The sequence below is a fragment of the Sulfitobacter delicatus genome (genome assembly GCF_900102535.1).
Taxonomy (GTDB): domain Bacteria; phylum Pseudomonadota; class Alphaproteobacteria; order Rhodobacterales; family Rhodobacteraceae; genus Sulfitobacter; species Sulfitobacter delicatus.
The window spans coordinates 380,390-402,936 of the sequence record NZ_FNBP01000003.1; the positions used below are offsets into that span (position 1 = coordinate 380,390).

Genomic DNA, 22,547 nt, shown 5'->3' on the forward strand with positions numbered 1-22,547 from the left:
AAGAATGGGCCCTTAGGCTAGCATCACCATTGGATTTTCGAGGTTTTCGGCAATTGCATTGAGCAACTGAGCCCCAAGTGCGCCGTCAATCACCCTGTGGTCGACCGAGAGGGTGACCGACATGACCGTGGCGGCGGTGATCTCGCCGTCTTTGCCAATGATGGGTTTTTTCACGCCAGCGCCGACCGCAAGGATCGCACCATGCGGCGGGTTGATGACCGCGTCAAAGTTGTCGATGCCGAACATGCCCAAGTTGGAGATCGCAAAGCTGCCGCCTTGGTATTCATGCGGCGCGAGTTTGCGGTCGCGGGCGCGGGCGGCGAGGTCTTTCATTTGGGCCGAGAGAGCGGAAAGCGATTTGCTTTCGGCATCTTGCAGGACCGGGGTGAAGAGGCCGCCTTCGATCGCTACTGCGACAGCCACATCCGAGGGCTTCAGCTTCAGGATGCGGTCGCCGGCCCAGACGGCGTTCGCGTCGGGCACGGATTGCAGCGCCAAGGCACAGGCTTTGATGATGAAGTCGTTAACCGACAGTTTCACGCCGCGTGCTTCGAGTTGTTTGTTCAGGTCGCTGCGGAAGGCCAGCAGGTCGTCGAGTTGGATTTCGCGGCGCAGGTAGAAATGCGGGACCGTTTGCTTGGCTTCGGTCAGGCGCGCGGCGATGGTTTTGCGCATGCCGTTAAGCGTGACTTCTTCGAAGTCGCGCTCTGCGTACATCTTGATGACCGCGTCCGCCGAGGGGCCTGCGGGGGCGGGCTGGGTGACCGGGGCGGCGTCTTTGGCGGTGTCTGCGCTGTCGGCCTTTGCAGCTGTCGGTTTGGCACTCTCGACGTCGGCTTTGACGATCCGGCCACGTGGGCCGCTGCCGTCGATCTGCGACAGGTCCAGACCCTTGTCCGCGGCGATGCGGCGGGCGAGGGGCGAGGCGAAGATGCGCTCGCCCTTGTCCGATTTTGGCGCGGCGGGGGCTTTGCTGTCGCTTTTGCCGTCGGAGGGGTTGGCGTCGCTCGCGCCACGGCCATAGCCTGCTTCCGGGGTTTCGGCCTCAGCGGCTCTTGGTGCTTCCTCGGCCTGCGGTTTCTCTTCCTTGGCGGGGGCAGAACTGTCGATATCGTCTGCGTTTTCGCCCTCTTCGAGCAGCACGGCGATCGGGGTGTTCACTTTCACGCCCTCGCTGCCTTCGTCGATCAGGATTTTGCCGATGGTGCCTTCGTCGACGGCTTCGAATTCCATCGTCGCCTTGTCGGTTTCGATCTCGGCCAAGATGTCGCCAGAGGAGACTTCGTCCCCCTCCTTGACCAGCCATTTCGCCAGCGTGCCTTCTTCCATCGTGGGGCTGAGGGCGGGCATGAGAATTTCTGTGGGCATGATCCGCTCCTTACCGGTAGGTGACTTGTTTCACGGCCTTGACCACCTCGTCGGTGGTGACCAGCGCGTGTTTTTCGAGGTTGGCGGCATAGGGCATCGGCACGTCTTTGCCGGTGCAGGTGATGACCGGCGCATCGAGGTAATCGAAGGCCTCTTGCATGATCACGCCGCTGATGTAGCCGCCGACCGAGCCTTGCGGCCAGCCTTCTTCGACGGTGACGCAGCGGTTGGTTTTCATCACCGATTTCAGCACCGTGTCGGTGTCCATCGGGCGCAGGGTGCGCAGGTCGATGACCTCGGCCTCGATACCCTCTTCGGCCAGCTTTTCAGCTGCTTCCAATGCATAGGTCATGCCGATGCCGAAGCTGACGATGGTGACGTCGCTGCCTTCGCGCCAAATGCGGGCCTTGCCGAAGGGGACGGTGTAATCCTCGACATCTGGCACGTCAAAGCTGCGGCCATAGAGAATTTCGTTCTCAAGGAAGATCACCGGGTTCGGGTCGCGGATTGCGGACTTCATCAAGCCTTTGTAATCGCTCGCCGAATAGGGCATCGCGACCTTGAGGCCGGGGATCTGCATGAACCAAGCGGCGTAGTCTTGGGAGTGCTGTGCGCCAACGCGTGCCGCCGCTCCATTTGGGCCACGGAAGACCATGGGCGCGCCCATCTGGCCGCCGGACATGTAAAGCGTCTTGGCTGCCGAGTTGATGATCTGGTCCATCGCCTGCATGGCGAAGTTGAAGGTCATGAACTCGACAATCGGGCGCAAGCCGCCAAAGGCCGCGCCGACGCCGATGCCGGCAAAACCATGCTCGGTGATCGGGGTGTCGATCACGCGTTTGGCGCCGAACTCGTCAAGCAGACCTTGGGAAATCTTATACGCACCTTGGTACTCGGCCACTTCCTCGCCCATGAGGAACACATCATTGTCGCGGCGCATTTCTTCGGCCATGGCATCGCGCAGCGCTTCGCGGACGGTTTGCTGCTTCATTGGAGTGCCTTCGGGCCAGTCGGGGCTGGTGTCGGGCTGGGGCTGTTTCTTGCCCTCGGCGGGGGTGGCGCGGTCGCTGTCGTCGCTGTCGTCCGAAGACTTCGCGTCACTGTCATCGCTCTTGGCCTGCGCCGGGGCGGACTTCGCGCTGTCGATGTCGTCCGCCGTTTCGCCTTCTTCCAGCAGGACGGCGATGGCGGTGTTGACCTTGACGCCTTCGGTGCCTTCCTCGATCAGGATCTTGCCGATGGTGCCTTCGTCCACGGCCTCGAACTCCATCGTGGCTTTGTCGGTCTCGATCTCGGCCAGTATGTCACCGGAGGAGACTTCGTCGCCCTCCTTGACCAGCCATTTCGCGAGCGTGCCTTCTTCCATAGTGGGGCTGAGGGCGGGCATGAGAATTTCGGTTGCCATTGCTTCAGGCCTCCTGCGGAACTTCGGTTGCGTAGATGTCGGTCCAGAGCTCGTCGAGATGCGGCTCCGGGCTTTCCTTGGCGAAATCGGCGCTTTCGTTCACGACCTTCTTGATCTCCTTGTCGATGGCCTTGAGATCGTCTTCGGTGGCGTGGTTGCCCTCCAGAAGCAAGGTGCGCACGGCTTCGATCGGGTCACGCTCGTCGCGCATTTTCTGGACCTCTTCGCGGGTGCGATATTTGGCAGGGTCCGACATCGAGTGGCCGCGGTAGCGATAGGTTTTGATTTCAAGAATATAGGGGCCGTCCTTGCGGGCGTGGGCCACGGCCTTTTGACCGGCTTCCTTAACCGCCAGCACGTCCATACCATCGACCGCTTCGCCGGGGATGCCAAAGGCTTTACCGCGCTCCCAAATCTCCGCCGAGGAGGTCGAGCGCTGTTGCGAGGTGCCCATGGCGTATTGGTTATTTTCAATCACAAAGATCACTGGCAGCTTCCACAGCGCCGCCATGTTGAAGGTCTCATAGACCTGACCTTGGTTCGCCGCCCCATCGCCGAAATAGGTGAAGGTGACGCGGCCGTTGTCCTTGTACTGATCCGCAAAGGCGAGGCCCGCACCGAGCGGCACCTGTGCCGCGACAATGCCGTGGCCGCCGTAAAAATGCTTCTCTTTCGAGAACATATGCATCGAGCCGCCTTTGCCCTTGGAATAGCCGCCTTCACGGCCCGTAAGCTCAGCCATGACGCCATTGGGGTCCATGCCGCAGGCCAGCATATGGCCGTGGTCGCGGTAGGAGGTGACGCGTTTGTCGCCTTCTTCGGCGGCGGCTTCGAGCCCCACAACAACAGCTTCCTGACCGATATAAAGGTGGCAGAAGCCCCCGATCAGACCCATGCCGTAAAGCTGCCCGGCTTTCTCTTCAAAGCGTCGGATCAACAGCATGTCGCGGTAATAGCTGGTCAGCTCCTCCGCCGAGACATTGGGTTTCTTGCTCGATTTCTTCGCGGCCATGGACGTCTCCTCCGTCGGCTCTGGTCAGGTGCCAAAAGTAGTTTAGCGTTAAACTATTCCCTAGCGCATTCCGCAGCGGATTGCGAGAGGCTTTGTCAACTGGCGCGGGCACCTGTTCTGGCAAGCCAAAGTGGGCCAGAAGCGCGGAAGAATTGCAACCCCGGAGACGGGGCAGGGGGAGGTTTAGCGAATGACGATCTCGTCGGTGCGGACCATGCCCAGCACCTTGCGGGCGCGCTCATCCAGCAGGTCAAGGTCGAGGTAGTCGTCAGACAGACGCTTGGTGAGGTTTTCCATACGGGCGACCTCGGCGCGGACTTCTTGCAGACGCGCGCTCAGCTTTTGGTTCTCGGCCACGATCTCGGTCCGGCGGAACAGGCCGAAATCCCCTTGCACGGCGGCAAAGGTAAAATAGAGGCTCAGCGCGAAGGCAATCGCGAAGAATAGTAAAGTACCAAATGCGGGGCGGGTGGTGCGCGTCATGTGTCTGCCTCTGTCGCCTCTTCCCGGGCGTACAATCTTTATGGCACAGGCGATTCGCTTGAGGGAACCCCTCGCACGCCTATGCCATAGGATATTAACCAGTTTTTCGGCAGGCGTGACTTATCCGCCAAGGGCCGCGACGCCGGGCAGGGTTTTGCCCTCCATCCACTCCAAGAAGGCGCCCCCGGCGGTGGAGATATAGGTGAAGTCCTCGGCCACGCCCGCTTGGTTGAGTGCTGCGACGGTATCGCCACCGCCTGCGACCGAGGTCAGCGTGCCATCGCGGGTCTGTTTGGCGGCTGCACGGGCGGCAGCGACGGTGGCGGTGTCGAAGGGCGGGATTTCAAAGGCGCCCATCGGGCCGTTCCAGATGAGCGTGCGCAGCCCCGCAAAGGCACTCTCGACCAGCGCCACCGTATCGGGTCCCGCGTCCAGCACCATTTGATCCTCCGCCAGTCTGGCGTCAGGGCAAAGCTGGGCCACTTCATGCGCCGCCCCCTTGGCGAAGTCGCGCGCGACCAGACCATCGACGGGCAAGATCACCCGGCAGCCTGCCTTCTCGGCCTGCGCCATGATGTCTTTGGCGGTGTCGTAATAGTCCGGCTCTTGCAAAGATTTCCCCAAATCAGCGCCGAGCGCCGCGAGGAAGGTGTTCGCCATGCCGCCGCCGATGACCAGCACATCGAGCTTGTTCACGAGGTTTTCCAAGAGCGCGATCTTGGTCGAAACTTTGGCCCCGCCGACCACGGCACCCACGGGGCGTTCCGGCTTGGCGAGGGCGGCTTCCAGCGCTGACAGTTCCGCCTGCATCAAGCGGCCCGCGCAGGCAGGCAAAAGGCGCGCCAGCGCTTCGGTCGAGGCATGGGCGCGGTGGGCGGCAGAGAAGGCGTCGTTGCAATAGATGTCGCCGAGGGCGGCCAGTTGGCGGGCGAAGCCTTCGTCATTGGCCTCTTCGCCGGGGTAGAAGCGGATGTTCTCCATCAGTTGCAGATCGCCCTGCGCCTCTGCCGCTGCATCGAGCGAGGGAACAAAAGTCACATTACGGCCTAAGGCTTTCTCCAACGCGGGCAGCACCTGCTTGAGGCTCATGTCCTCCACAACCTTGCCCTTGGGCCGACCGAAATGCGCCAGCAGCGTGACCTTGCCGCCATGCGCCAGAATGTCCGTCACCGTGGGCACGATCCGCTCGATCCGGGTGGCGTCCGTCACGCGACCCTCCTCAACCGGCACATTAATGTCCACGCGCAGCAGCACGCGTTTGCCGTTCAGGTCCATGTCGTCCAGCGTTTTCCAGCCCATCGCTTCTCTCCCATTCAATCTCTTGCGCTGTGTTTTGCTGTTATCGCGCCCCACGTCAATGCGCGCCTTGGCAATCGCGGCCAAGCCGCCTAGGTATCTGCCAAAGATAAGCAGAAGGATTGCCCAATGGCCGATATCAAAGACCCCGAAAACACCATCCTGATGGAGCTCAAAGGCGGCACCGTCACCATCGAGCTGATGCCTGACCTCGCGCCCAAGCACGTCGAGCGCATGAAGGAACTGGCCCGCGCCGGGAAATACGACAACGTCGCTTTCCACCGCGTGATCGAAGGTTTCATGGCCCAAACGGGCGATGTCGCCAATGGCAATATGGAAGACAACTTCAACCTGCGCGCCGCCGGCACAGGTGGGTCGGACATGCCGAACCTGCCAGCCGAGTTTTCTAAGGTTCCCCACGCCCGCGGCACCATCGGCGCGGCCCGTTCGGCCAACCCCGACAGCGCCAACAGCCAGTTCTTCATCAACTTTAAGGACAATGACTTCCTCAACGGTCAGTACACCGTCTACGGGCAGGTTATCTCCGGCATGGAACATGTCGATGCGCTGACACGCGGCGAGCCGCCTGCGAACCCCGACCGCATGATCTCGGTCAAGGTGGCCGCAGATGCGTAAGGTCCTTGGCACCAGCGCCGTTCTGGCGCTCCTCGGCACGGCGGCTGCGGCCACCGGGCTTGAGGTCGAGATCGCGGGCGAGGCCAATGGCACCGTCAAGATCGACCTGCTGGAAGATGTGGCGCCGCAGCATGTGGCGCGGATCACCGAACTGGCCGAAGCCGGCGCCTATGACGGGGTGGTCTTTCACCGCGTGATCGACGGTTTCATGGCTCAGACCGGTGACGTGCAATTCGGCAAATCCCGCGGCGATATCTCGCGCGCTGGCATGGGCGGCTCTGATAAACCGGACGTCGCAGCTGAATTCTCGGACATCGCGTTCGAGACCGGCGTCGTCGGCATGGCCCGCAGCCAGAGCCCCGACAGCGCCAATAGCCAGTTTTTCATCATGTTCGACGAAGCACCTTTCCTTAACGGCCAATACACGGTCGTCGGCAAGGTGACCGAAGGGCAAGACGTGGTTGACGCCATCAAACGCGGCACCGGCCCGAACGGCTCTGTCGTCGGCACGCCCGACGTGATGAAAACGGTCACCGTGACCGAGTAACATCTGATCCCGATCGCGTGGGGTGGGCTTGCTTGCTCACCCCCGCATGCGCCAAGCTGATTCGATGATCAGATTGAGCGCCATCGTTTTGACCCTTGGCCTGTTGGCCAATATTGTCGCCGCCAACCCCGCCCGCTGGCAGGGCGAATGGCAGGACACGGATTTTTCCAAAACCAGTATCGGCGATTGGTCGCAGATCATCTCTGGCGGCCCGCCCAAGGATGGCATCCCGGCGCTGGACAGCCCCCAGTTTCGCACCGTCGCTTCCGAATCCCGCATCGCCTCGCGTGAGCCTGTTATCACGGTCGAGATCGCGGGCGCTAAGCCACGCGCCTATCCGATCCGCTATCTGACATGGCATGAGATCGTGAACGACACGGTCGCGGGCCGCCCCATCGCCGTGACCTTCTGCCCGCTGTGCAACTCTGCGCTGGTCTTTGACCGCCGGGTCGCCGGGCAGGTGCTGCGCTTTGGTGTCTCGGGCAAGCTGCGCCATTCCGACATGGTGATGTATGACCGCGAGACCCAAAGCTGGTGGCAACAGGCCGAGGGCCGCGCCATCGTAGGGGCGTTGAGCGGGACCGAGCTCACCCATTTGCCAAGCTGGCTGGAAAGCTGGGGCGATTTTAAATCCCGCCACCCCGAGGGGCTGGTGATGGAGGAGCCCGCCTTCAACCGCGCCTATGGGCGCAACCCGTACCGCGGGTATGACAGTTCGGCCAAGCCCTTCCTCTATGACGGATCGCAACCTCCCCATGGCATCGCGCCGCTGGAGCGTGTGGTGCGCGTGGGGGACCGGGCGTGGCGTTTGACGCGGCTGGCTGAAGAAGGTGAGGTCACAGAGGCCGGTGTCACCATCACATGGCGCGCGGGGCAGGCCTCGGCGCTGGATGCGGGGGCGATCGCCGAAGGCCGCGACGTGGGGTCGATCCGGGTGCGTGATAAGGCTGGCCGTGACGTGGTGCATGACGTGATGTTTGCCTTTGCCTTCGATGCTTTCTGGCCAGATGGCGAATGGATGCTGGGCCGCTAATCCTGCTTGGGCTGCCGGATGCCGAAGAAGGCCACCGCCGCGCTTGCCAAACACAGACCAGCGGCGAGATAGGCCAGTCCGGCAAATGCGTTGTTCATCGCCGCGACATGGCCTGCGCTGTCCGACGGCAGGCCAAAGCTCGCCACACCGCCCGCCCGCGCGTAAAGCCCGGCGACCAGTCCGCCGACGGCCGCGACCGAGATCAATCCGGCCATCCGCGTTACCGCGTTGTTCACCCCCGAGGCCACGCCCGACTGATCCTCGCGCACAGCCCCCATGACAGCAGTCGAAAGCGGCGCCACGACAAGGGCCATGCCCAAGCCCACGAGCCCCATCGCGGGCAGGGCACGCGCCCAAAGGTCTTGCTCCGGCGCGAAATAGCCCATGGCGGCATAGCCCATCCCTGCGATGAGGCTCCCGGTAACCAGCAAGGGCGCAGGGCCGATTCGATCTGCAAGGCGCCCGGCGCGGGCCGAGAGCAGAGAGATGAAGACCGACATCGGCGCAAAGGTGGCGGCGGCGTCGATCTCGCTATAGCCCCAGCCTGCGATAAAGGTCATCGGCATGAAGAAGAACATGATGTTGAGCGCGGAATAGAGGACGAAGGCCATGAGGTTGGCGGCTGAAAAGATGCGGTTGGCAAAAAGGCTCAGCGGCATCATCGGAGCGGCGACCCGTGTCTCAATCCACAGGAATACGCCGAGCAGTAAGACACCCGCGACGAGCCAGACGGCGACAGCGCTGCCCCCCTGATGTCCCAGTTGCGTTAAACCCCACGCGATGCAGAGCAGCGCCAGCGTTGCAGTGGCCGCGCCCAGCAGGTCCGGCGGGGTGTCCGAGCGGGCAGGGTCCGCGCCGACCTTGGTCCAAAGCAGCCAAAGCGCCAGACCACCCAGCGGCAGGTTGATCGCAAAGATCGCCCGCCACATCTCTGGCCCGCCAAGGCTCAGCGCCAGACCGCCAATGATCGGGCCCGCAGCCGTGGTCAGCGCTGAAGCCGCCGCCCAGATGCCAATCGCGCGACCCCGTTCAGCACGCGGATAGGCCCGCGCAATGATCGCGAGGGAGCCGGGGACCATGATCGCCGCCCCCATGCCCTGAACCATACGCGCACCGATCATAAAGCCAGCGGTAGGGGCTGCGGCGCAGGCCAGGGAGGCCAACACGAACAGTGCGATTCCACCGCCGAAAACCCGCGCCAGGCCCAACCGGTCGCCCAAAGCACCACCCGCAAGGATCAGCGCCGAGAGGGTCAGCATATAGGCGTTGTGGATCCACTGCGCCTGCACCAGATCGGCCTCCAGCGTGCTGCGCATGGCGGGCAGGGCAATGGCAACCACCGTCCCGTCGATAAAGCCAAGCGCCGAGGCGAGAATCGCCGCGATCAGCACGAAGCGCCGGGCCGCAGGCGCACAGAAGTCTGGAACGAAAACAGGCGCCGCAGGGGACTGCGACGCCTTGGTTCTGGTCATTCTACCAGCGCCTTAGGAGGCGGGGTTCGGCTTTTGCGCCGGGGCCGATTTCGCGCCGGGGTTCAGCGGATCGTCCTGACGCTGCACCGAGCCTTCGAAATGCGCGCCGGATTCGATCGCGATGGTCTTGTGGATGATGTCGCCTTCGACCCGTGCGGTCGAGGTCAGGCGCACTTTGAGGCCACGGACGCGGCCCACGATGCGGCCATTGATGACCACGTCATCGGCAATCACTTCGCCTTTGATCGTTGCGGTTTCGCCAATTGTCAGCAGATGCGCGCGGATGTCGCCCTCAACAGTGCCTTCGACCTGAATATCGCCGGTCGTCTTCATGTTGCCGGTGACGTGCAGATCAGAGGACAGAACGGAGGCAGGCGGCTTTGCCTTAGGGGCGCTGGCCTTGAATTCGCTCTGCTTGGGCGCGGCAGGCGCCGCGGTGGTGCCGGAGGACGCCGGCTTGTTCGCATCGGCATCATTGGGGGCAGGATCGTTGATTTTGCTCTTAGAAAACATCGTTTGCAGCCTTGATATAGATCATGGGATTGACAGCCTTGCCACCTACGCGGACTTCATAGTGGAGATGAACACCGGTGACGCGTCCTGAGGCACCCATATCACCGATATGCTGCCCGCGCGAGACTCTTTGACCAACTTTCACGCGAAGCTTGGACATATGCGCATAGCGCGTCTCGATGCCAAACTCATGTTGGATTTTGACCAAGCGACCATAGCCCGAGGACCAGCCCGCATGTGTGACCACCCCATCGGCGGTCGAGTAAAGCGGCGTGCCCATGCCAGCGGCAAAGTCCACCCCTTTATGCATACGGCGTCCGCCGGTCTTGGGGTCGCGGCGATAGCCGAACTGGCTGGTAAAGCGGAAGGCGTTTTTGACCGGATTGGCAAAGGGCGCTTTTTCAGCGGCGATCCGGTAGAGGTTCAACCGATCCATCTGGTCCAACAGCCGGTTGGCGCGGCGGGTGTCGGCGCTCAGCTCTTCGCCCCGGGTGGTGAAAGACAATGGCGTCATCGGGCCGCCCTGGCCGGAATAGCCGCGACGCACCGTGGCGAGGATGCGATCGGTCGGCATGCCCGCGCTGCGGAACATCTTGTCGAGGGGGGCGACCGAGACGCTCATCGCCTCTTCCAACTGACGGAAGATCGCATCGTTCTGATCGCGCATCAGGGCAATCTCTTGAGCCATCTCATCGGCCTGCAACAAGGCATCCTGCGCATCGACAACAACCTTGTCGCGTTCAGCCGCCGTGCGGGCGAGGGCTTGGGCGAGGAAATCTACAGGCGCCTGATCGGCGTCCGCCCGCAGGCTGCCCGCTTCGCCATTCTCAAGACTGCCTTGCAGTTCGGACAGTTGCAGCCGCGCTTTCTGGCGGTCTTTCATCGTGTCGCGCAGGGTGGACTGGATGACTTCGATGCCGGTTTCCAGCTCACGGCGGCGGGTCTCTGAGGACAGCAGTTCAGATTGCATCACCGAAATCTGTTTCAGCGCCGCGTTAAAGCGGTCTTGCGCAGCAAGCGCTTCTTCGGCGCGCAGATCGCGTTGGGCGGAGAGTTCGTTCAATCGGGCTTGGTAGGTGCGTTGGTCACGTTTGGCCTGCTCACGGAAATTGCCGGAGCCGATGCTGTCCATCAAAATGATCGCGGTGGCGATGATCGCCCAGGACACAAGGAAAGCCGACCCGGCGAAACCAATCAACTGAGTCGCCGGACGCAACCGGATGAATCGGGTGTCGCTGTCAGATTTCAGAAAGACTCGGCGTTCGGGAAAGTAATGCTCAAGCAGAGCATGGGTCTTGATGGCAAGCCGTGTGCGCACGTTGTCGTCCTTTTCCCGTCCCGTCGCCGCGGAGGGCCGTCCACGCCCGGGCCCGCGTCCCGGACGTCAATAGCCAGTGAGTCACTAAGGGGCAACCCTGTTGACCCTCAGCAACAGTTGGCATCAGCCGTGATCCCGCCGACGTGGGGCCGGATTGGCAAAAATTCGCCGATACCAAGCACTTGGCATTTAGCGCTAACCTGCGTCGGGTCCGCCGGTGGCGGTGAGCGGCCAGTAGAAGTCCGGCGGAATGCCAGCCTCAGCGCGCTTTTCCTCATTGAAGGGCGGCTTCAGATCGCCGTGGAAATACTTGCGCACAAGGGCGTGAAAGCGGTCCTTGGGGTCTTCGTCATGGCGGCCACAGAGGAAGTGAAACCACTTGCTGCCATAGGCGACATGGGCGATTTCTTCGGCGTAGATCGTTTCAAGTGCGGCCACAGCGCTGTCGGCTTTGGCGTTGCGGAATATCTTGATCATGCCCGGCGTGACATCCAGCCCCCGCGCTTCAAGCACCATCGGGACAACGGCAAGGCGGCCCATCAGATCGTCCACCGTATCTTCGGCGGCGCGCCACATGCCAGCGTGGGCGGGCATCGCGCCATAGTGGCTGCCCATCTCTTCGAGGCAGTCGCACATCAGGTTGAAATGTTTCGATTCGTCATCGGCGGCTTTGACCCAATCATCAAAGAACCCCAGCGGCAGCGGTACATGGGAGAACCGCGCAATCACGTCCCAGTGCAGGTCCACCGCGTTCAATTCGATATGCGCCACCGCATGGAGCAACGCCGCACGGCCTTCGGGCGTGCCGGGGCGACGGCGGGGCACTTCGCGGGGGGAGAGCAGTTCGGGGTGCTCAGGCCGGGCCGGGTGCAGCGGCGGATCGGCGCGGCCCACTTCGGGGCGTTCGCCTGCGGCGCGGGCCGAAAGCCACTGCGCCGCATAGTCGCGCGACAGGGCGGTCTTCTTGCGCCCATCTGCCGTGCGCAGCACCGCCTCGGCCATCTCTGCCAGCGGCATCATGCGCCGCGCACCGCGTCGAGCACCGCATCCACATGGCCCGGCACCTTCACCTTGCGCCAGACCTGCGCAATCTTGCCCTCCGCGTCGATCAAATAGGTCGCGCGTTCAATGCCCATGGATTTCTTGCCGTACATGTTCTTCTCGACCCAGACCTCATAGGCCTCCGTCACCGCGCCATCGGTGTCTGACAGGAGCGGTACGGTCAGCGCGTGTTTGGCGGCGAACTTGTCGTGTTTGTCCATGCTGTCGCGGGAAATGCCGAAGACCTGCGCCCCGGCTTCGGTAAACTTCGCCAACCGCTCGGAAAACCCGATCGATTCCTTGGTGCAGCCGGGCGTGTCGTCACGCGGATAAAAGAACAGCACCACAGGGCTGCCGCGCAGGGCCGACAGGGTGATCTCACCGTCGCCGGTGACGGGCAGGGTGAAATCTGGGGCCGGTTGGCCGGGCTGTGGGCCGATCTGTGACATGACGCAGTTCCTTTGGCTTGTGGAGCATCGTTCAGGGCTGTCATACTGCACATGATTTGACAACGTCAAAGCCGCCCCAGCCGAACCGGAGCCCGATGAGCGACGCGCCCCCTTCCAGCCCGCCCGAACCGAGAGGCAAGGGGCCTCAGCCTCGGCGGCCACTGCGGCGGGCGGGGATGGCGACGCTTTATGTCCTGGTGCTGCTGGCGGCCTTTGCCACGGGGGCGGCGATCTATTTCACCGGGCGGACGATCCCGGCGCCGCTTTGGGTGCAGGAGCGGATCGAGACACGTATCGCCCAAGAACTGCCGCAGGCGCGGGTCGACTTCGGAGCCATGGAGTTCGTCGTGGACGAAGGCTGGCGGCCCCGCGTGCGGCTGCAGGATATTTCCGTGGCCACGCCCGACGGCGATGAAATCGTCAGCTTCAATGAGTTCAAGGCAAGTCTCTCTATGCGCTCGCTCCTGCGCGGCGTCGTGCAGCCGCGTGAGATTGCGCTCTCCGGCGTGGTCGCCAACCTGCGACGCGGGACAGATGGGCGGGTGAGCCTGAGTGCGGGGGCGGGCATCGCCCCGCCGGAACGTGAGGCCGCGACCCTGCCGCAGTTGATCGGCCAGATCGACGAGGTGCTAGCAGCCCCTGCGCTCTCAGCCCTGCGCTCGGTCGAATTGCGTGCATTGACCCTGCGCTTCGAAGACGCCCGCGCGGGCAGGGCTTGGACGGGCGATGGCGGACGCCTGCGTCTGTCACGCGAAGGGGATGAGTTGGACCTGTCAGCCGACCTCGCCGTGCTTAGCGGTGGCGCAGGCGTGGCGACGCTTTCGGCGAATTACAGCAGCCGCATTGGCCAAACCGCCGCCACCTTTGGTGCGACGTTTGACGACGTCGCAGCCCGCGACATCGCGGCACAGGGCCCGGCGTTTTCATGGCTCGAAGTGCTCACCGCGCCAATCTCGGGCGCCGTGCGCAGCGGGATCGACAGCGTGGGCCGTTTTGCGCCAATCAACGCTTCCCTGCAAATCGGCGCAGGGGCGGTGCAGCCCAACGCCCAAACCAAGCCGATCCCCTTCGAAGGCGCGCGCAGCTACTTTAGCTACGACCCAGCCCGACAGTTGTTGCGCTTTGACGAGATGACGTTGGACAGCAAATGGGTCTCTGGCCAGATGACGGGCACCGCGCAACTGGGGGCGGTGACAGGGGGTATCCCCGGCAAATTGACAGGCCAGTTCACCCTGCGCGACCTAAAGGCGAATCCGGATGACCTCTATCCCGAACCGGTGGCGCTGGATCAGGCGGATATTGATTTCCAACTCAGCCTTGATCCCTTCCGGCTAAAATTGGGCCGATTGGAAATCCGCGACGGCCCGCGCGCCTTGCGCTTTGGGGGCGAGCTCTCTGCGGAACCTCAGGGCTGGAAACTGGCGCTGGACGGGCGGCTGAATGCGCTGAAGCCCGATCGTTTGCTGGCGCTTTGGCCGGAAGGGGTGAAGCCCAAGACCCGCAAGTGGCTGTCTGAGAACCTCCACGCCGGGCAGATGCAAAACCTCGACGTCGCTCTGCGCGCCGCACCGGGGCAGGGACCGCAGACCTATGTTGCCTTCGACTACAGCGGCGCAGAGGTGCGTTTTCTCAAGACCCTGCCGCATATCACCGGGGGGCGCGGGCATTTCAGCCTGCTCGACAACCGCCTTGTGGTGACGGTGGACGATGGCGAGGTCATCGCGCCCCAAGGCGGCGCGGTGAACTTGAAAGGCACGTCCTTTATCATTCCGGATGTGCGGGTGAAGGATGGCAGCCCCGCCGTGGTCCGCCTCAACACCCGCTCCACGCTCACTGCCGCGCTTTCCTTGCTCAATCAGCCGCCGATGCAGGTGATGGACAAAGCCGGGCTCCCGGTCACTTTGGCCGATGGCGAAGCGGTGCTGAGCGGTACGCTGGCGATGCCGCTGAAGAAGGGCGGCAAACCTTCGGACGTGCGCTATCACGTGGCGGGGGATCTGCTGTCGGTCGCCAGCGATACGTTGGTCAAAGACCGCAGCCTGCGGGCCAGCAAGATGTCGATCACCGCTGACAATGACCGGGTAAGTATTGGCGGGCCGGGATTGATCGATGGCGTGGCGTTTGACGGGCAGTGGTCGCAGGCGATTGGGCCGGGGTCGGATGAGAGCCAGTTGACGGGGCGGGTGACACTCGACCCGGCGGCGCTGGATGCCTTTGGCATTGCCCTGCCGCCGGGCAGCATTCGTGGCAGTACCGCGGGGCAGATCACACTCGACCTCAAAAAGAACACCCCCCCGCGTTTTACGCTGGAGAGCAATTTGGCCGGGATGTCGGTCACTATTCCGCAACTGTCGTGGTCAAAGGCGGCGTCTACGAAGGGCGAGTTGCGTATCGCGGGGCGCTTGGGGCAGACGCCAGACATCGAAGCGCTGCAACTGACGGCGCCGGGGCTCCGGCTGGCGGGCTCGATTGCGCTGAACGCCGATGGCTCGCTTGAACGGGTGCGCATAGATAGGTTGCGGCGGGCGGACTGGCTCGACATTCCGGTTGATCTGGTAGGCCAAGGCAAGGGCAACCCGCTGCAAGTCGTGCTGGGCGGCGGCTCTCTGGACATGCGGCGGGCGGAATTTGGAGCTTCGGGCGGAGGGCAGCCGGGGCCGCCCATGCAGGTGCGGCTGGACCGGTTGCAGATCACCGACACGATTTTCCTGACCGATGTGGCCGGCACCTTCGACACCGCCAAGGGGATGGACGGCTCGTTCCGCGCGCGGCTCAATGGCGGCACTCCGGTGCAGGGCCGGTTGTTGCCCCAAGGGGGGCGCAGCGCGGTGCGGGTGGTCTCCGAAGACGCGGGCGGGGTGCTGCGTTCGGCGGGGCTGGTGAAACAGGTGGTGGGCGGCAACCTGTCGCTGACCCTACTTCCTGTGGGCTCGGGCGGGGCTTTTGATGGGCAACTCAAAGTGGGCGATGTGCGGATCAAAGACGCCCCGGCCATCGCGGCTTTGCTCAATGCGGTCTCAGTTGTCGGGCTGGTCAATGAGTTGAACGGCGACGGAATCTACTTTGACGATGTGGAAGCAAGCTTTCGGCTGACGCCGAACCGGCTGGTGCTGACCGAAGCGAGTGCTGTGGGCGCGTCGATGGGCCTGTCGATGGACGGGATTTACGCGCTGGACGACGGGATGATTGACATGCAGGGGGTGATCTCTCCGGTCTATCTCTTCAACGGCATAGGCTCGCTGCTGACCCGCAAGGGCGAGGGGCTAATCGGGTTCAACTACCGTCTCACTGGCCCGGCCAAGAAACCTGCCGTCTCGGTCAATCCGCTCTCGGCCCTCACGCCCGGCATGTTCCGCGAGATCTTTCGCAGGCCCGCGCCGACGGTTCCCAATGTGCAGGGCCAGGCGAATCCGGTTGCCCGGGTGCCGGAGGACCGCTAAGCGCCGGGGCGACAGACGCCGCCAGCCAGCCGGGATGCCGCCATGAAACTCTCTGATTTCGATTTCGACCTGCCCGAAGACCTGATCGCCACACGCCCCGCCAACCCGCGTTCTTCTGCGCGGCTATTGGTGGCCGAAGGCGAGGTGCTGCACGACCAACGCGTGACCGATCTAACCAACTGGCTGCGCCCTGGTGACCGTTTGGTGCTCAACGACACCCGCGTGATCCCGGCGCGGCTTTCGGGCCTGCGCCACCGCGCTTCGGCCCAAGGCAATGTGCAGGCCAAGATCGAAGTGACCCTACTGGAGCCACGCGGCGACGGGACGTGGTCGGCGTTGATCAAACCGTTGCGCAAGCTGAAGATCGGCGAAGAGGTGATCTTCTCCGACGACCTGCGTGCCACCTTGGAGGCGGTGGAGGACGGGCAAGGGCATCTGCGGTTCAACTGCACGGGCGATGATTTCGACGCCGCGCTGAACGCCGCCGGAGCCATGCCGTTGCCACCCTATATCGCCGCCAAACGGGCGGCGGATGCGCAGGACATGATGGACTACCAAACCGTGTTCGCCCGCCATGCCGGCGCGGTTGCTGCGCCCACGGCCTCGCTCCATTTCGACGCGCCACTGCTTGAGGCGCTGGCCGCGAAGGGGGTCGCGTTCAGCCATGTGACCCTGCATGTGGGCGCGGGGACTTTCCTGCCGGTCAAGGTCGACGACATCTCCGAGCACAAGATGCACGCCGAATGGGGCAAAGTCAGCGCCAAAGCCGCCGAAGAGATCACCGCCACCCGCGTCGCCGGGGGCCGGGTGATACCGGTGGGCACCACGGCGCTGCGGCTGATTGAGACGGCGGCACGGGGCGGTGAGATCGCGGCTTGGGAAGGCGACACCGATATCTTCATCACGCCGGGGTTCACCTTTAACGTGACCGACGGTCTGATGACGAATTTCCACCTGCCGAAGTCCACCTTGATGATGCTTGTCTCGGCGCTCATGGGCGTGCAGGCGGTCAAAGACATCTACGCCTATGCCATCGCCGAGAAATACCGCTTCTTTTCCTACGGCGATTCCTCCCTTCTGCTCCCGCAGGCGCAAAAACCCGCTTGAATGTCGTATCTGGGGGTGACTAGCCTGCAATAGGGGTTCATGGGAGGGCCGAAGCGAACAAGGAAGCGGCCAGATGATTCAAGTGGTTTCAAGCGCATGGGCGCTCTTGCTGGGCATGTGCCTGCTGATGGTCGGCAACGGCATGCAGGGCACATTGCTGGGTATCCGCGGCGGCATTGAAGGGTTTTCGACCCTGCAAATGTCGATCGTTATGTCAGCCTATTTCGTAGGCTTTCTCGGCGGATCGCGCCTCGCCCCCGGCATGATCCGGCGGGTGGGCCACGTGCGGGTCTTCGCGGCGCTGGCCTCGCTAATCTCTGCCGTGATGATCATTTATCCCACGTTTCCTAACACCATTGTCTGGTCGCTGGGCCGTGTGCTGATCGGCTTTTGCTTCTCCGCCGTATATGTGACTGCAGAAAGCTGGCTGAACAACGCCGCCACGAACGAGAACCGCGGACAGGCGCTCTCGGCCTATATGATTGTGCAAACGCTCGGCATCGTCATCGCGCAGGCGCTGCTGCTGACCGCCGACCCTTCGGGCTTCGTGCTCTTTGTCATCCCCTCGGTGCTCGTGAGCATCGCGGTGACGCCGATCCTGCTTTCGATCAGCCCCACGCCACCCTTTGGCACCACCAAGCCGATGAGTCTGCGCACCCTAATGGAATTCTCGCCTCTGGGCTGCGTCGGCATGTTCCTTTTGGGCGGGGTGTTCTCTGCACAGTTCGGTATGGCCGCTGTCTACGGCGCCGAAGCGGGTTTAAGCGTCGGGCAGATTTCACTTTTTGTCGCCATGTTCTTCGTGGGTTCCGTCGTGTTACAATACCCCATCGGTTATATCTCTGACCGGATGGACCGACGCAGCCTGATCGTCATCACTGCGCTGCTTGGCGGGGCAGGTTCGATCGTAGGCATGATGCTAGGACATATCTTCCCCATCCTGCTCGCCACGGCCTTTGTTGTGGGGGGCATGTCGAACCCGCTCTATTCCCTGCTCATGGCCCACACCAACGACTTCTTGGAACATGAAGACATGGCCTCGGCCTCCGGCGGTATGATATTTATCAACGGCTTAGGGGCGGTTCTTGGTCCGGTCATCACCGGTTGGATGATGGGTACAGCGCTTGGCCCCGGCGGCTTCTACCTCTTCACCGCCGTGCTCTTTGCCGCGCTTGCGGGCTATGCCTCCTATCGTAAGACACAGCGTGCTGCGGTGCCTGTGGATGAGACCGGCAACTACGTGCCGATCTACCCCTCTGCCACCCGTGTGGCCGTTGAGATCGCGCAGGAATATGCCATTGAATCGGAACAAGAGGACGATGAGACCGTAGAACCTGAGAGTGAGGATGCGGCAAAAACGTCACCCGATAGCGGTAACTATGTCGCTGATGATACAAAACGTGACTAGGTTTTTGGGTTAAGACGTTCTTAACCTTGGAGATAAGCCCGAAGCACGGCATAGGCCCGAAGCACGGCAAAGGAGAGTGCAGGATGACTGGCGCAGAGATCAAACCCGATGACGTACTGAAGTTCTGGTTGGAAGAGGTGAGCCCCTCTGACTGGTACAACAGTACGCCAGAGTTCGACGCAAAGATAAGCAAGCGTTTCGAGAGCGCATGGGAGGCTGCGCAGGCCGGTAAGCTGGCCCATTGGCTGACCTATCCGACCGGCGCGCTGGCCTTTATCATCCTGACCGACCAGTTCCCCCGCAATATGTTCCGCGACATGGGCAAAGCCTTTGCCAGCGACAAGCAGGGTCTGTCTGCGGCGAAGCTTGCCATCGACAAGGGCTGGGACATGCGCGTTGAAGAACCGGCGCGGCAGTTCTTCTACATGCCGTTGATGCATTCCGAAAACCTCTGCGATCAGGACCGCTGCGTGCGTCTGATGTGCGAACGCATGCCGGAAAGCGGCAAGAACAATATGCTGCACGCTCGTGCGCACCGCGAAGTCATTCGCCAGTTCGGACGCTTCCCCTACCGCAATGAAGCCCTTTCGCGCAATTTCACCGCACCCGAGACGGCCTACCTCAAACAGGGCGGGTACGGCCATACGGTCAAGGAGTTGCAGGCGAAAGCCGCGGCCTGAACCTTTCGCCGGATCAGACACGCCGCGCTGTTGTGGCGATTGCTAATATGGTTTAACGGTAAACTATATTAGCAAATCCGAATGCGAGGTCCTTGCCATGGCTGCCAAATCCTTTGATCTGATCGTGATCGGCGCGGGGCCGGGCGGCTATGTCGCGGCAATACGTGGCGCACAGCTGGGACTGAAGGTCGCGGTCGTGGAGCGGGAAAACCTTGGCGGCATCTGCCTGAACTGGGGCTGCATCCCGACGAAAGCATTGCTGCGCTCCGCCGAAGTATTCCATCTGATGCATCGGGCCAAGGATTTCGGACTGAAAGCGGATCAGATCGACTATGATCTCGAAGCCGTCGTCAAGCGCTCGCGCGGCGTGGCCAAACAGATGGAGGGCGGGGTCAAACACCTGCTGAAGAAGAACAAGGTTGAGGTCTTCATGGGCGAGGCCTCCATCCCCGCCAAGGGCAAGGTCAGCGTAAAAACCGACAAAGGCAGCGAAGATCTCACCGCCAAGAACATTGTGCTGGCCACCGGCGCCCGCGCCCGCGAATTGCCGGGGCTTGAGGCCGACGGCAAACGTGTCTGGACCTACCGCCACGCGTTGCAGCCCGCGCATGACCCCAAGAAACTGCTGGTGATCGGCTCGGGTGCCATCGGCATTGAGTTTGCCAGCTTCTACAACACGCTCGGCGCCGACACGACCGTGGTTGAGGTGATGGACCGCGTGCTGCCGGTCGAGGACGAGGAAATCTCGAAATTTGCCAAGAAGGCGTTTGAAAAGCAGGGCATGAAGATTATGCAAAAGGCCACGGTCAAGAAGCTCGACCGCGCCAAGGACAAGGTCACCGCCCATATCGAGCGCGACGGCAAGGTCGAAAAGCTTGAGTTCGACACGGTGATCTCTGCCGTGGGCATCGTCGGCAACACCGAAGGGCTGGGGCTGGAAGAGTTGGGCGTGAAAGTCGACCGCACGCATGTGGTGACAGACGAATACTGCCGCACCGGGGTCGACGGGCTCTATGCCATCGGTGACATCGCAGGCGCGCCTTGGCTTGCGCATAAAGCCAGCCACGAGGGCGTTATGGTTGCCGAGTTGATCGCGGGCCAAAAGCCGCATCCCGTTAAACCCGAAAGCATTGCGGGTTGCACCTATTGCCACCCGCAGGTCGCCTCCGTCGGGCTGACCGAGGCCAAGGCAAAAGAGCAGGGCTATGACATCAAGGTCGGGCGCTTCCCCTTTATCGGCAACGGCAAGGCGGTGGCTCTGGGCGAGCCCGAAGGCATGATCAAAACCATCTTCGACGCCAAGACGGGCGAATTGCTTGGTGCGCATATGGTCGGCGCGGAAGTGACGGAGCTGATTCAAGGCTATGTCGTGGGCCGCCAGTTGGAGACCACGGAAGAAGACCTGATGAACACCGTCTTCCCGCATCCGACCCTCAGCGAAATGATGCATGAATCCGTGCTCGACGCCTTTGACCGCGTGATCCACATGTAGCGCCAGCCGGGCAGGGCGCGCTTGCCTTGCCCCCCTGTTGCTGCCAGCGTGGCCTCATTTGAGCAGGAGAAGCCCGTGGTCAGCCTCAACCGTGTCGTCATGCACCGCAGCAGCCGCCGGATGATCCAGCGGCTGAAGCCCGAAACCTTGGATGTGGCTGAGATTTCAGGGAAATACGGCAAGCGCTTTGACTTCCAAAGCTATACGCAATTCGGCTACCCGACCTATGACATCTGTGCCGGGCCCTTCGCTGATCCGGAAAGCGGGGCCGTGCTGCAATTCGATCTGATCCTCGCCAATCAGGTCTGGGAGCATCTCGACCGGCCCTATACCGCTCTGCGCCACGTGCGAGACATGCTGCGCCCCGGTGGGTATTTCTGGATCGCTGTGCCGTTTTTCATCCCCTTTCACGCAGCACCCAACGACTGCTCTCGTTGGTCGGCGCGCGGGTTGAAAAACTTGCTCATCGAAGGCGGTTTTGACGAAGAGCGTATCGACGCGCAGCAATGGGGCAATCGCGCCGCCGCCGCGCGGAACTTGGAGCCTGAATGGCCGCCGAAATACGACAAAGAAACCGATGATCTGACCAACGACCCAGAGATGCCCCTCTGCGCTTGGGCGCTGGCTCAGAAGACCTGAAGGCGCAAATGACCGAAACCACTTCTTTCCTGCGCGTCTTCGCGCTCTGGGCGGCCGGGCTGGGGGCTGCGGCGCAATATGGCAAGATGAGCGTGATCTTTGACCTGCTGCCGGGGCTTTACCCACAAGCGGGGGCGTCGCTCGGTTTCTTGGTGTCGCTTGTGGGGAGCGTGGGCATCTTGCTCGGCGTGGTCGCAGGCCTGATGGTCGCCCGCATTCGCTACCGTCGCGCGTTGCTTTCAGCGCTTTGGCTCGGGGCGGGTGTTTCGGTTTTTCAAGCGCTGACGCCCGGTTTTGGCTGGATGCTGACCAGCCGCGTGGTCGAAGGCCTCTCCCACCTAGCTATCGTCGTTGCCGCACCGACTTTAATCGCACAACTTAGCGCGCCGAAAGACCGTGGGTTCACCCTCACGCTCTGGGGGACCTTCTTTGGCGTGGCCTTTGCCATTCTGGCCCTCGCAGGACGCCCACTGGCGCTTTCCTTAGGGCTACCCGCGCTCTTTGCTGCCCATGCGCTCTATATGGCCGCCTGCGCGCTCGTACTCGCCGCTAGCCTGCGACGGCTGCCTTCGGAAGAACCACAGCCGCCGTTCTCCCTACCGCAGATCTTTCGCGATCACCTAACGATCTACCGCTCTCCTTTCCTCTCCGCGCCCGCGGCAGGCTGGCTGTTCTACACCTTCAGCTTTGTCTCGATCCTCACAGTGCTACCGCCCTATCTTGACGAAGCTTGGCGCGCGCCGGTTATGGCCGCCATGCCGCTAACCAGCATCGCCGTTTCGATGACTCTCGGCGTGCTTCTCCTGCGCCGACTGCCCGCCGTGCAGGTGGTGCAGATGGGTTTTGGCCTCTCAGCGCTGAGCATGGCGTGGCTATGGCTCAGCCCTGGCGCCCCATTGGCCTGCATCGCCCTCGCAGGCGCGATGGGGCTGATCCAAGGGGCCAGCTTCACCGCCGTTCCGCAGCTTAATCAGGGTGCCGCCGCACAGGCGCAGGCCAATGGCGCGGTTGCGCAAATGGGAAACCTCGGCAACAGCATTGGCACTCCGATCATGGCCTTCGGCCTCGCCACTCTCGGCGCCTCTGCACTGCCGCTATTAGCGGGCGGCGCTTTCCTCATGGGGCTTGGTGCACATGTCCTCCTCGCTGCGGCGCGACGTCGCAGTCGGCGCGTTCCTGTTTAGTTCTCACTTTTCCGTTGGAAAATA

20 protein-coding genes are annotated in these 22,547 nt (G+C 62.5%); 10 read left to right on the forward strand and 10 right to left on the reverse strand.

Going from position 1 to position 22,547, the window contains the following annotated elements:
• Positions 1 to 12 precede the first annotated feature (12 nt).
• The 5 genes from BLS57_RS08255 to BLS57_RS08275 form a co-directional block, all read right to left on the reverse strand.
• Entirely contained in the window at positions 13 to 1,368 is a 1,356-nt protein-coding gene (locus BLS57_RS08255) for a pyruvate dehydrogenase complex dihydrolipoamide acetyltransferase (RefSeq protein ID WP_093741065.1), read from the reverse strand.
• 10 nt (positions 1,369 to 1,378) lie between these two features.
• Entirely contained in the window at positions 1,379 to 2,773 is a 1,395-nt protein-coding gene (locus BLS57_RS08260; RefSeq protein WP_093741066.1) for a pyruvate dehydrogenase complex E1 component subunit beta, read from the reverse strand.
• Positions 2,774 to 2,777: 4 nt separating this feature from the next.
• On the reverse strand, positions 2,778 to 3,785 hold the full coding sequence (gene pdhA, locus BLS57_RS08265) for a pyruvate dehydrogenase (acetyl-transferring) E1 component subunit alpha (RefSeq protein ID WP_093741068.1): 1,008 nt from the start codon (positions 3,783 to 3,785) through the stop codon (positions 2,778 to 2,780).
• 183 nt (positions 3,786 to 3,968) lie between these two features.
• Positions 3,969 to 4,268, reverse strand: coding sequence for an FtsB family cell division protein (locus BLS57_RS08270; protein WP_093741070.1), 300 nt, complete (start codon positions 4,266 to 4,268; stop codon positions 3,969 to 3,971).
• A 120-nt stretch (positions 4,269 to 4,388) separates the two neighbouring features.
• Entirely contained in the window at positions 4,389 to 5,567 is a 1,179-nt protein-coding gene (locus BLS57_RS08275; RefSeq protein WP_093741072.1) for a phosphoglycerate kinase, read from the reverse strand.
• A gap of 126 nt (positions 5,568 to 5,693) precedes the next feature.
• Here BLS57_RS08275 and BLS57_RS08280 point away from each other — a divergent pair, with 126 nt between their 5' ends.
• From BLS57_RS08280 to BLS57_RS08290, 3 genes are all read left to right on the forward strand, one after another.
• Positions 5,694 to 6,200: a peptidylprolyl isomerase gene (locus BLS57_RS08280; protein WP_007119942.1), complete on the forward strand. Its 507-nt coding sequence runs from the start codon at positions 5,694 to 5,696 to the stop codon at positions 6,198 to 6,200.
• A complete protein-coding gene (locus BLS57_RS08285) occupies positions 6,193 to 6,747 on the forward strand; it encodes a peptidylprolyl isomerase (RefSeq protein WP_093741076.1) in 555 nt (184 codons plus the stop codon). The genes BLS57_RS08280 and BLS57_RS08285 overlap by 8 nt, the downstream gene beginning before the upstream one ends.
• A 64-nt stretch (positions 6,748 to 6,811) precedes the next feature.
• Positions 6,812 to 7,780, forward strand: a complete 969-nt coding sequence (locus tag BLS57_RS08290) for a DUF3179 domain-containing protein (protein ID WP_093741078.1) — start codon at positions 6,812 to 6,814, stop codon at positions 7,778 to 7,780.
• On the opposite strand, the gene BLS57_RS08295 is transcribed toward BLS57_RS08290, so the two are convergent.
• From BLS57_RS08295 to BLS57_RS08315, 5 genes are all read right to left on the reverse strand, one after another.
• A complete protein-coding gene (locus BLS57_RS08295) occupies positions 7,777 to 9,252 on the reverse strand; it encodes an MFS transporter (protein WP_093741080.1) in 1,476 nt (491 codons plus the stop codon). The two genes, BLS57_RS08290 and BLS57_RS08295, sit on opposite strands and share 4 nt — an antisense overlap.
• Before the next feature lie 12 nt (positions 9,253 to 9,264).
• A complete protein-coding gene (locus BLS57_RS08300) occupies positions 9,265 to 9,765 on the reverse strand; it encodes a bactofilin family protein (protein WP_093741082.1) in 501 nt (166 codons plus the stop codon).
• Positions 9,755 to 11,083, reverse strand: coding sequence for a DUF5930 domain-containing protein (locus tag BLS57_RS08305; RefSeq protein WP_093741084.1), 1,329 nt, complete (start codon positions 11,081 to 11,083; stop codon positions 9,755 to 9,757). Before BLS57_RS08305 ends, BLS57_RS08300 begins: the two co-directional genes overlap by 11 nt.
• Positions 11,084 to 11,278: 195 nt before the next feature.
• Positions 11,279 to 12,103, reverse strand: a complete 825-nt coding sequence (locus BLS57_RS08310) for a ferritin-like domain-containing protein (protein WP_093741086.1) — start codon at positions 12,101 to 12,103, stop codon at positions 11,279 to 11,281.
• On the reverse strand, positions 12,100 to 12,573 hold the full coding sequence (locus tag BLS57_RS08315; RefSeq protein ID WP_093741088.1) for a peroxiredoxin: 474 nt from the start codon (positions 12,571 to 12,573) through the stop codon (positions 12,100 to 12,102). The genes BLS57_RS08310 and BLS57_RS08315 overlap by 4 nt, the downstream gene beginning before the upstream one ends.
• Positions 12,574 to 12,749: 176 nt before the next feature.
• On the opposite strand from BLS57_RS08315, the gene BLS57_RS08320 reads away from it, so the two are divergent.
• The 7 genes from BLS57_RS08320 to BLS57_RS08350 all read left to right on the forward strand — a co-directional run bounded on the left by BLS57_RS08320 (position 12,750) and on the right by BLS57_RS08350 (position 22,523).
• Positions 12,750 to 16,013, forward strand: a complete 3,264-nt coding sequence (locus BLS57_RS08320) for a YhdP family protein (RefSeq protein WP_244153629.1) — start codon at positions 12,750 to 12,752, stop codon at positions 16,011 to 16,013.
• A 42-nt stretch (positions 16,014 to 16,055) separates the two neighbouring features.
• A complete protein-coding gene (gene queA / locus BLS57_RS08325) occupies positions 16,056 to 17,120 on the forward strand; it encodes a tRNA preQ1(34) S-adenosylmethionine ribosyltransferase-isomerase QueA (protein ID WP_093741092.1) in 1,065 nt (354 codons plus the stop codon).
• Between the two features lie 73 nt (positions 17,121 to 17,193).
• Complete coding sequence (locus BLS57_RS08330) at positions 17,194 to 18,528, forward strand: MFS transporter (RefSeq protein ID WP_093741094.1); 1,335 nt, start codon at positions 17,194 to 17,196, stop codon at positions 18,526 to 18,528.
• 83 nt (positions 18,529 to 18,611) lie between these two features.
• The gene (locus tag BLS57_RS08335) at positions 18,612 to 19,208 is read left to right on the forward strand and encodes a DUF924 family protein (protein ID WP_093741096.1); all 597 of its coding nucleotides are present in this window, start codon (positions 18,612 to 18,614) and stop codon (positions 19,206 to 19,208) included.
• 97 nt (positions 19,209 to 19,305) lie between these two features.
• The gene (gene lpdA, locus BLS57_RS08340; protein WP_093741098.1) at positions 19,306 to 20,700 is read left to right on the forward strand and encodes a dihydrolipoyl dehydrogenase; all 1,395 of its coding nucleotides are present in this window, start codon (positions 19,306 to 19,308) and stop codon (positions 20,698 to 20,700) included.
• Positions 20,701 to 20,775: 75 nt separating this feature from the next.
• Complete coding sequence (locus BLS57_RS08345; protein ID WP_244153630.1) at positions 20,776 to 21,339, forward strand: methyltransferase; 564 nt, start codon at positions 20,776 to 20,778, stop codon at positions 21,337 to 21,339.
• Between the two features lie 8 nt (positions 21,340 to 21,347).
• Positions 21,348 to 22,523 carry an MFS transporter gene (locus BLS57_RS08350; RefSeq protein WP_093741100.1) on the forward strand — a complete coding sequence of 392 codons (1,176 nt, stop codon included), beginning with the start codon at positions 21,348 to 21,350 and terminating at the stop codon, positions 22,521 to 22,523.
• Positions 22,524 to 22,547: the final 24 nt, after the last annotated feature.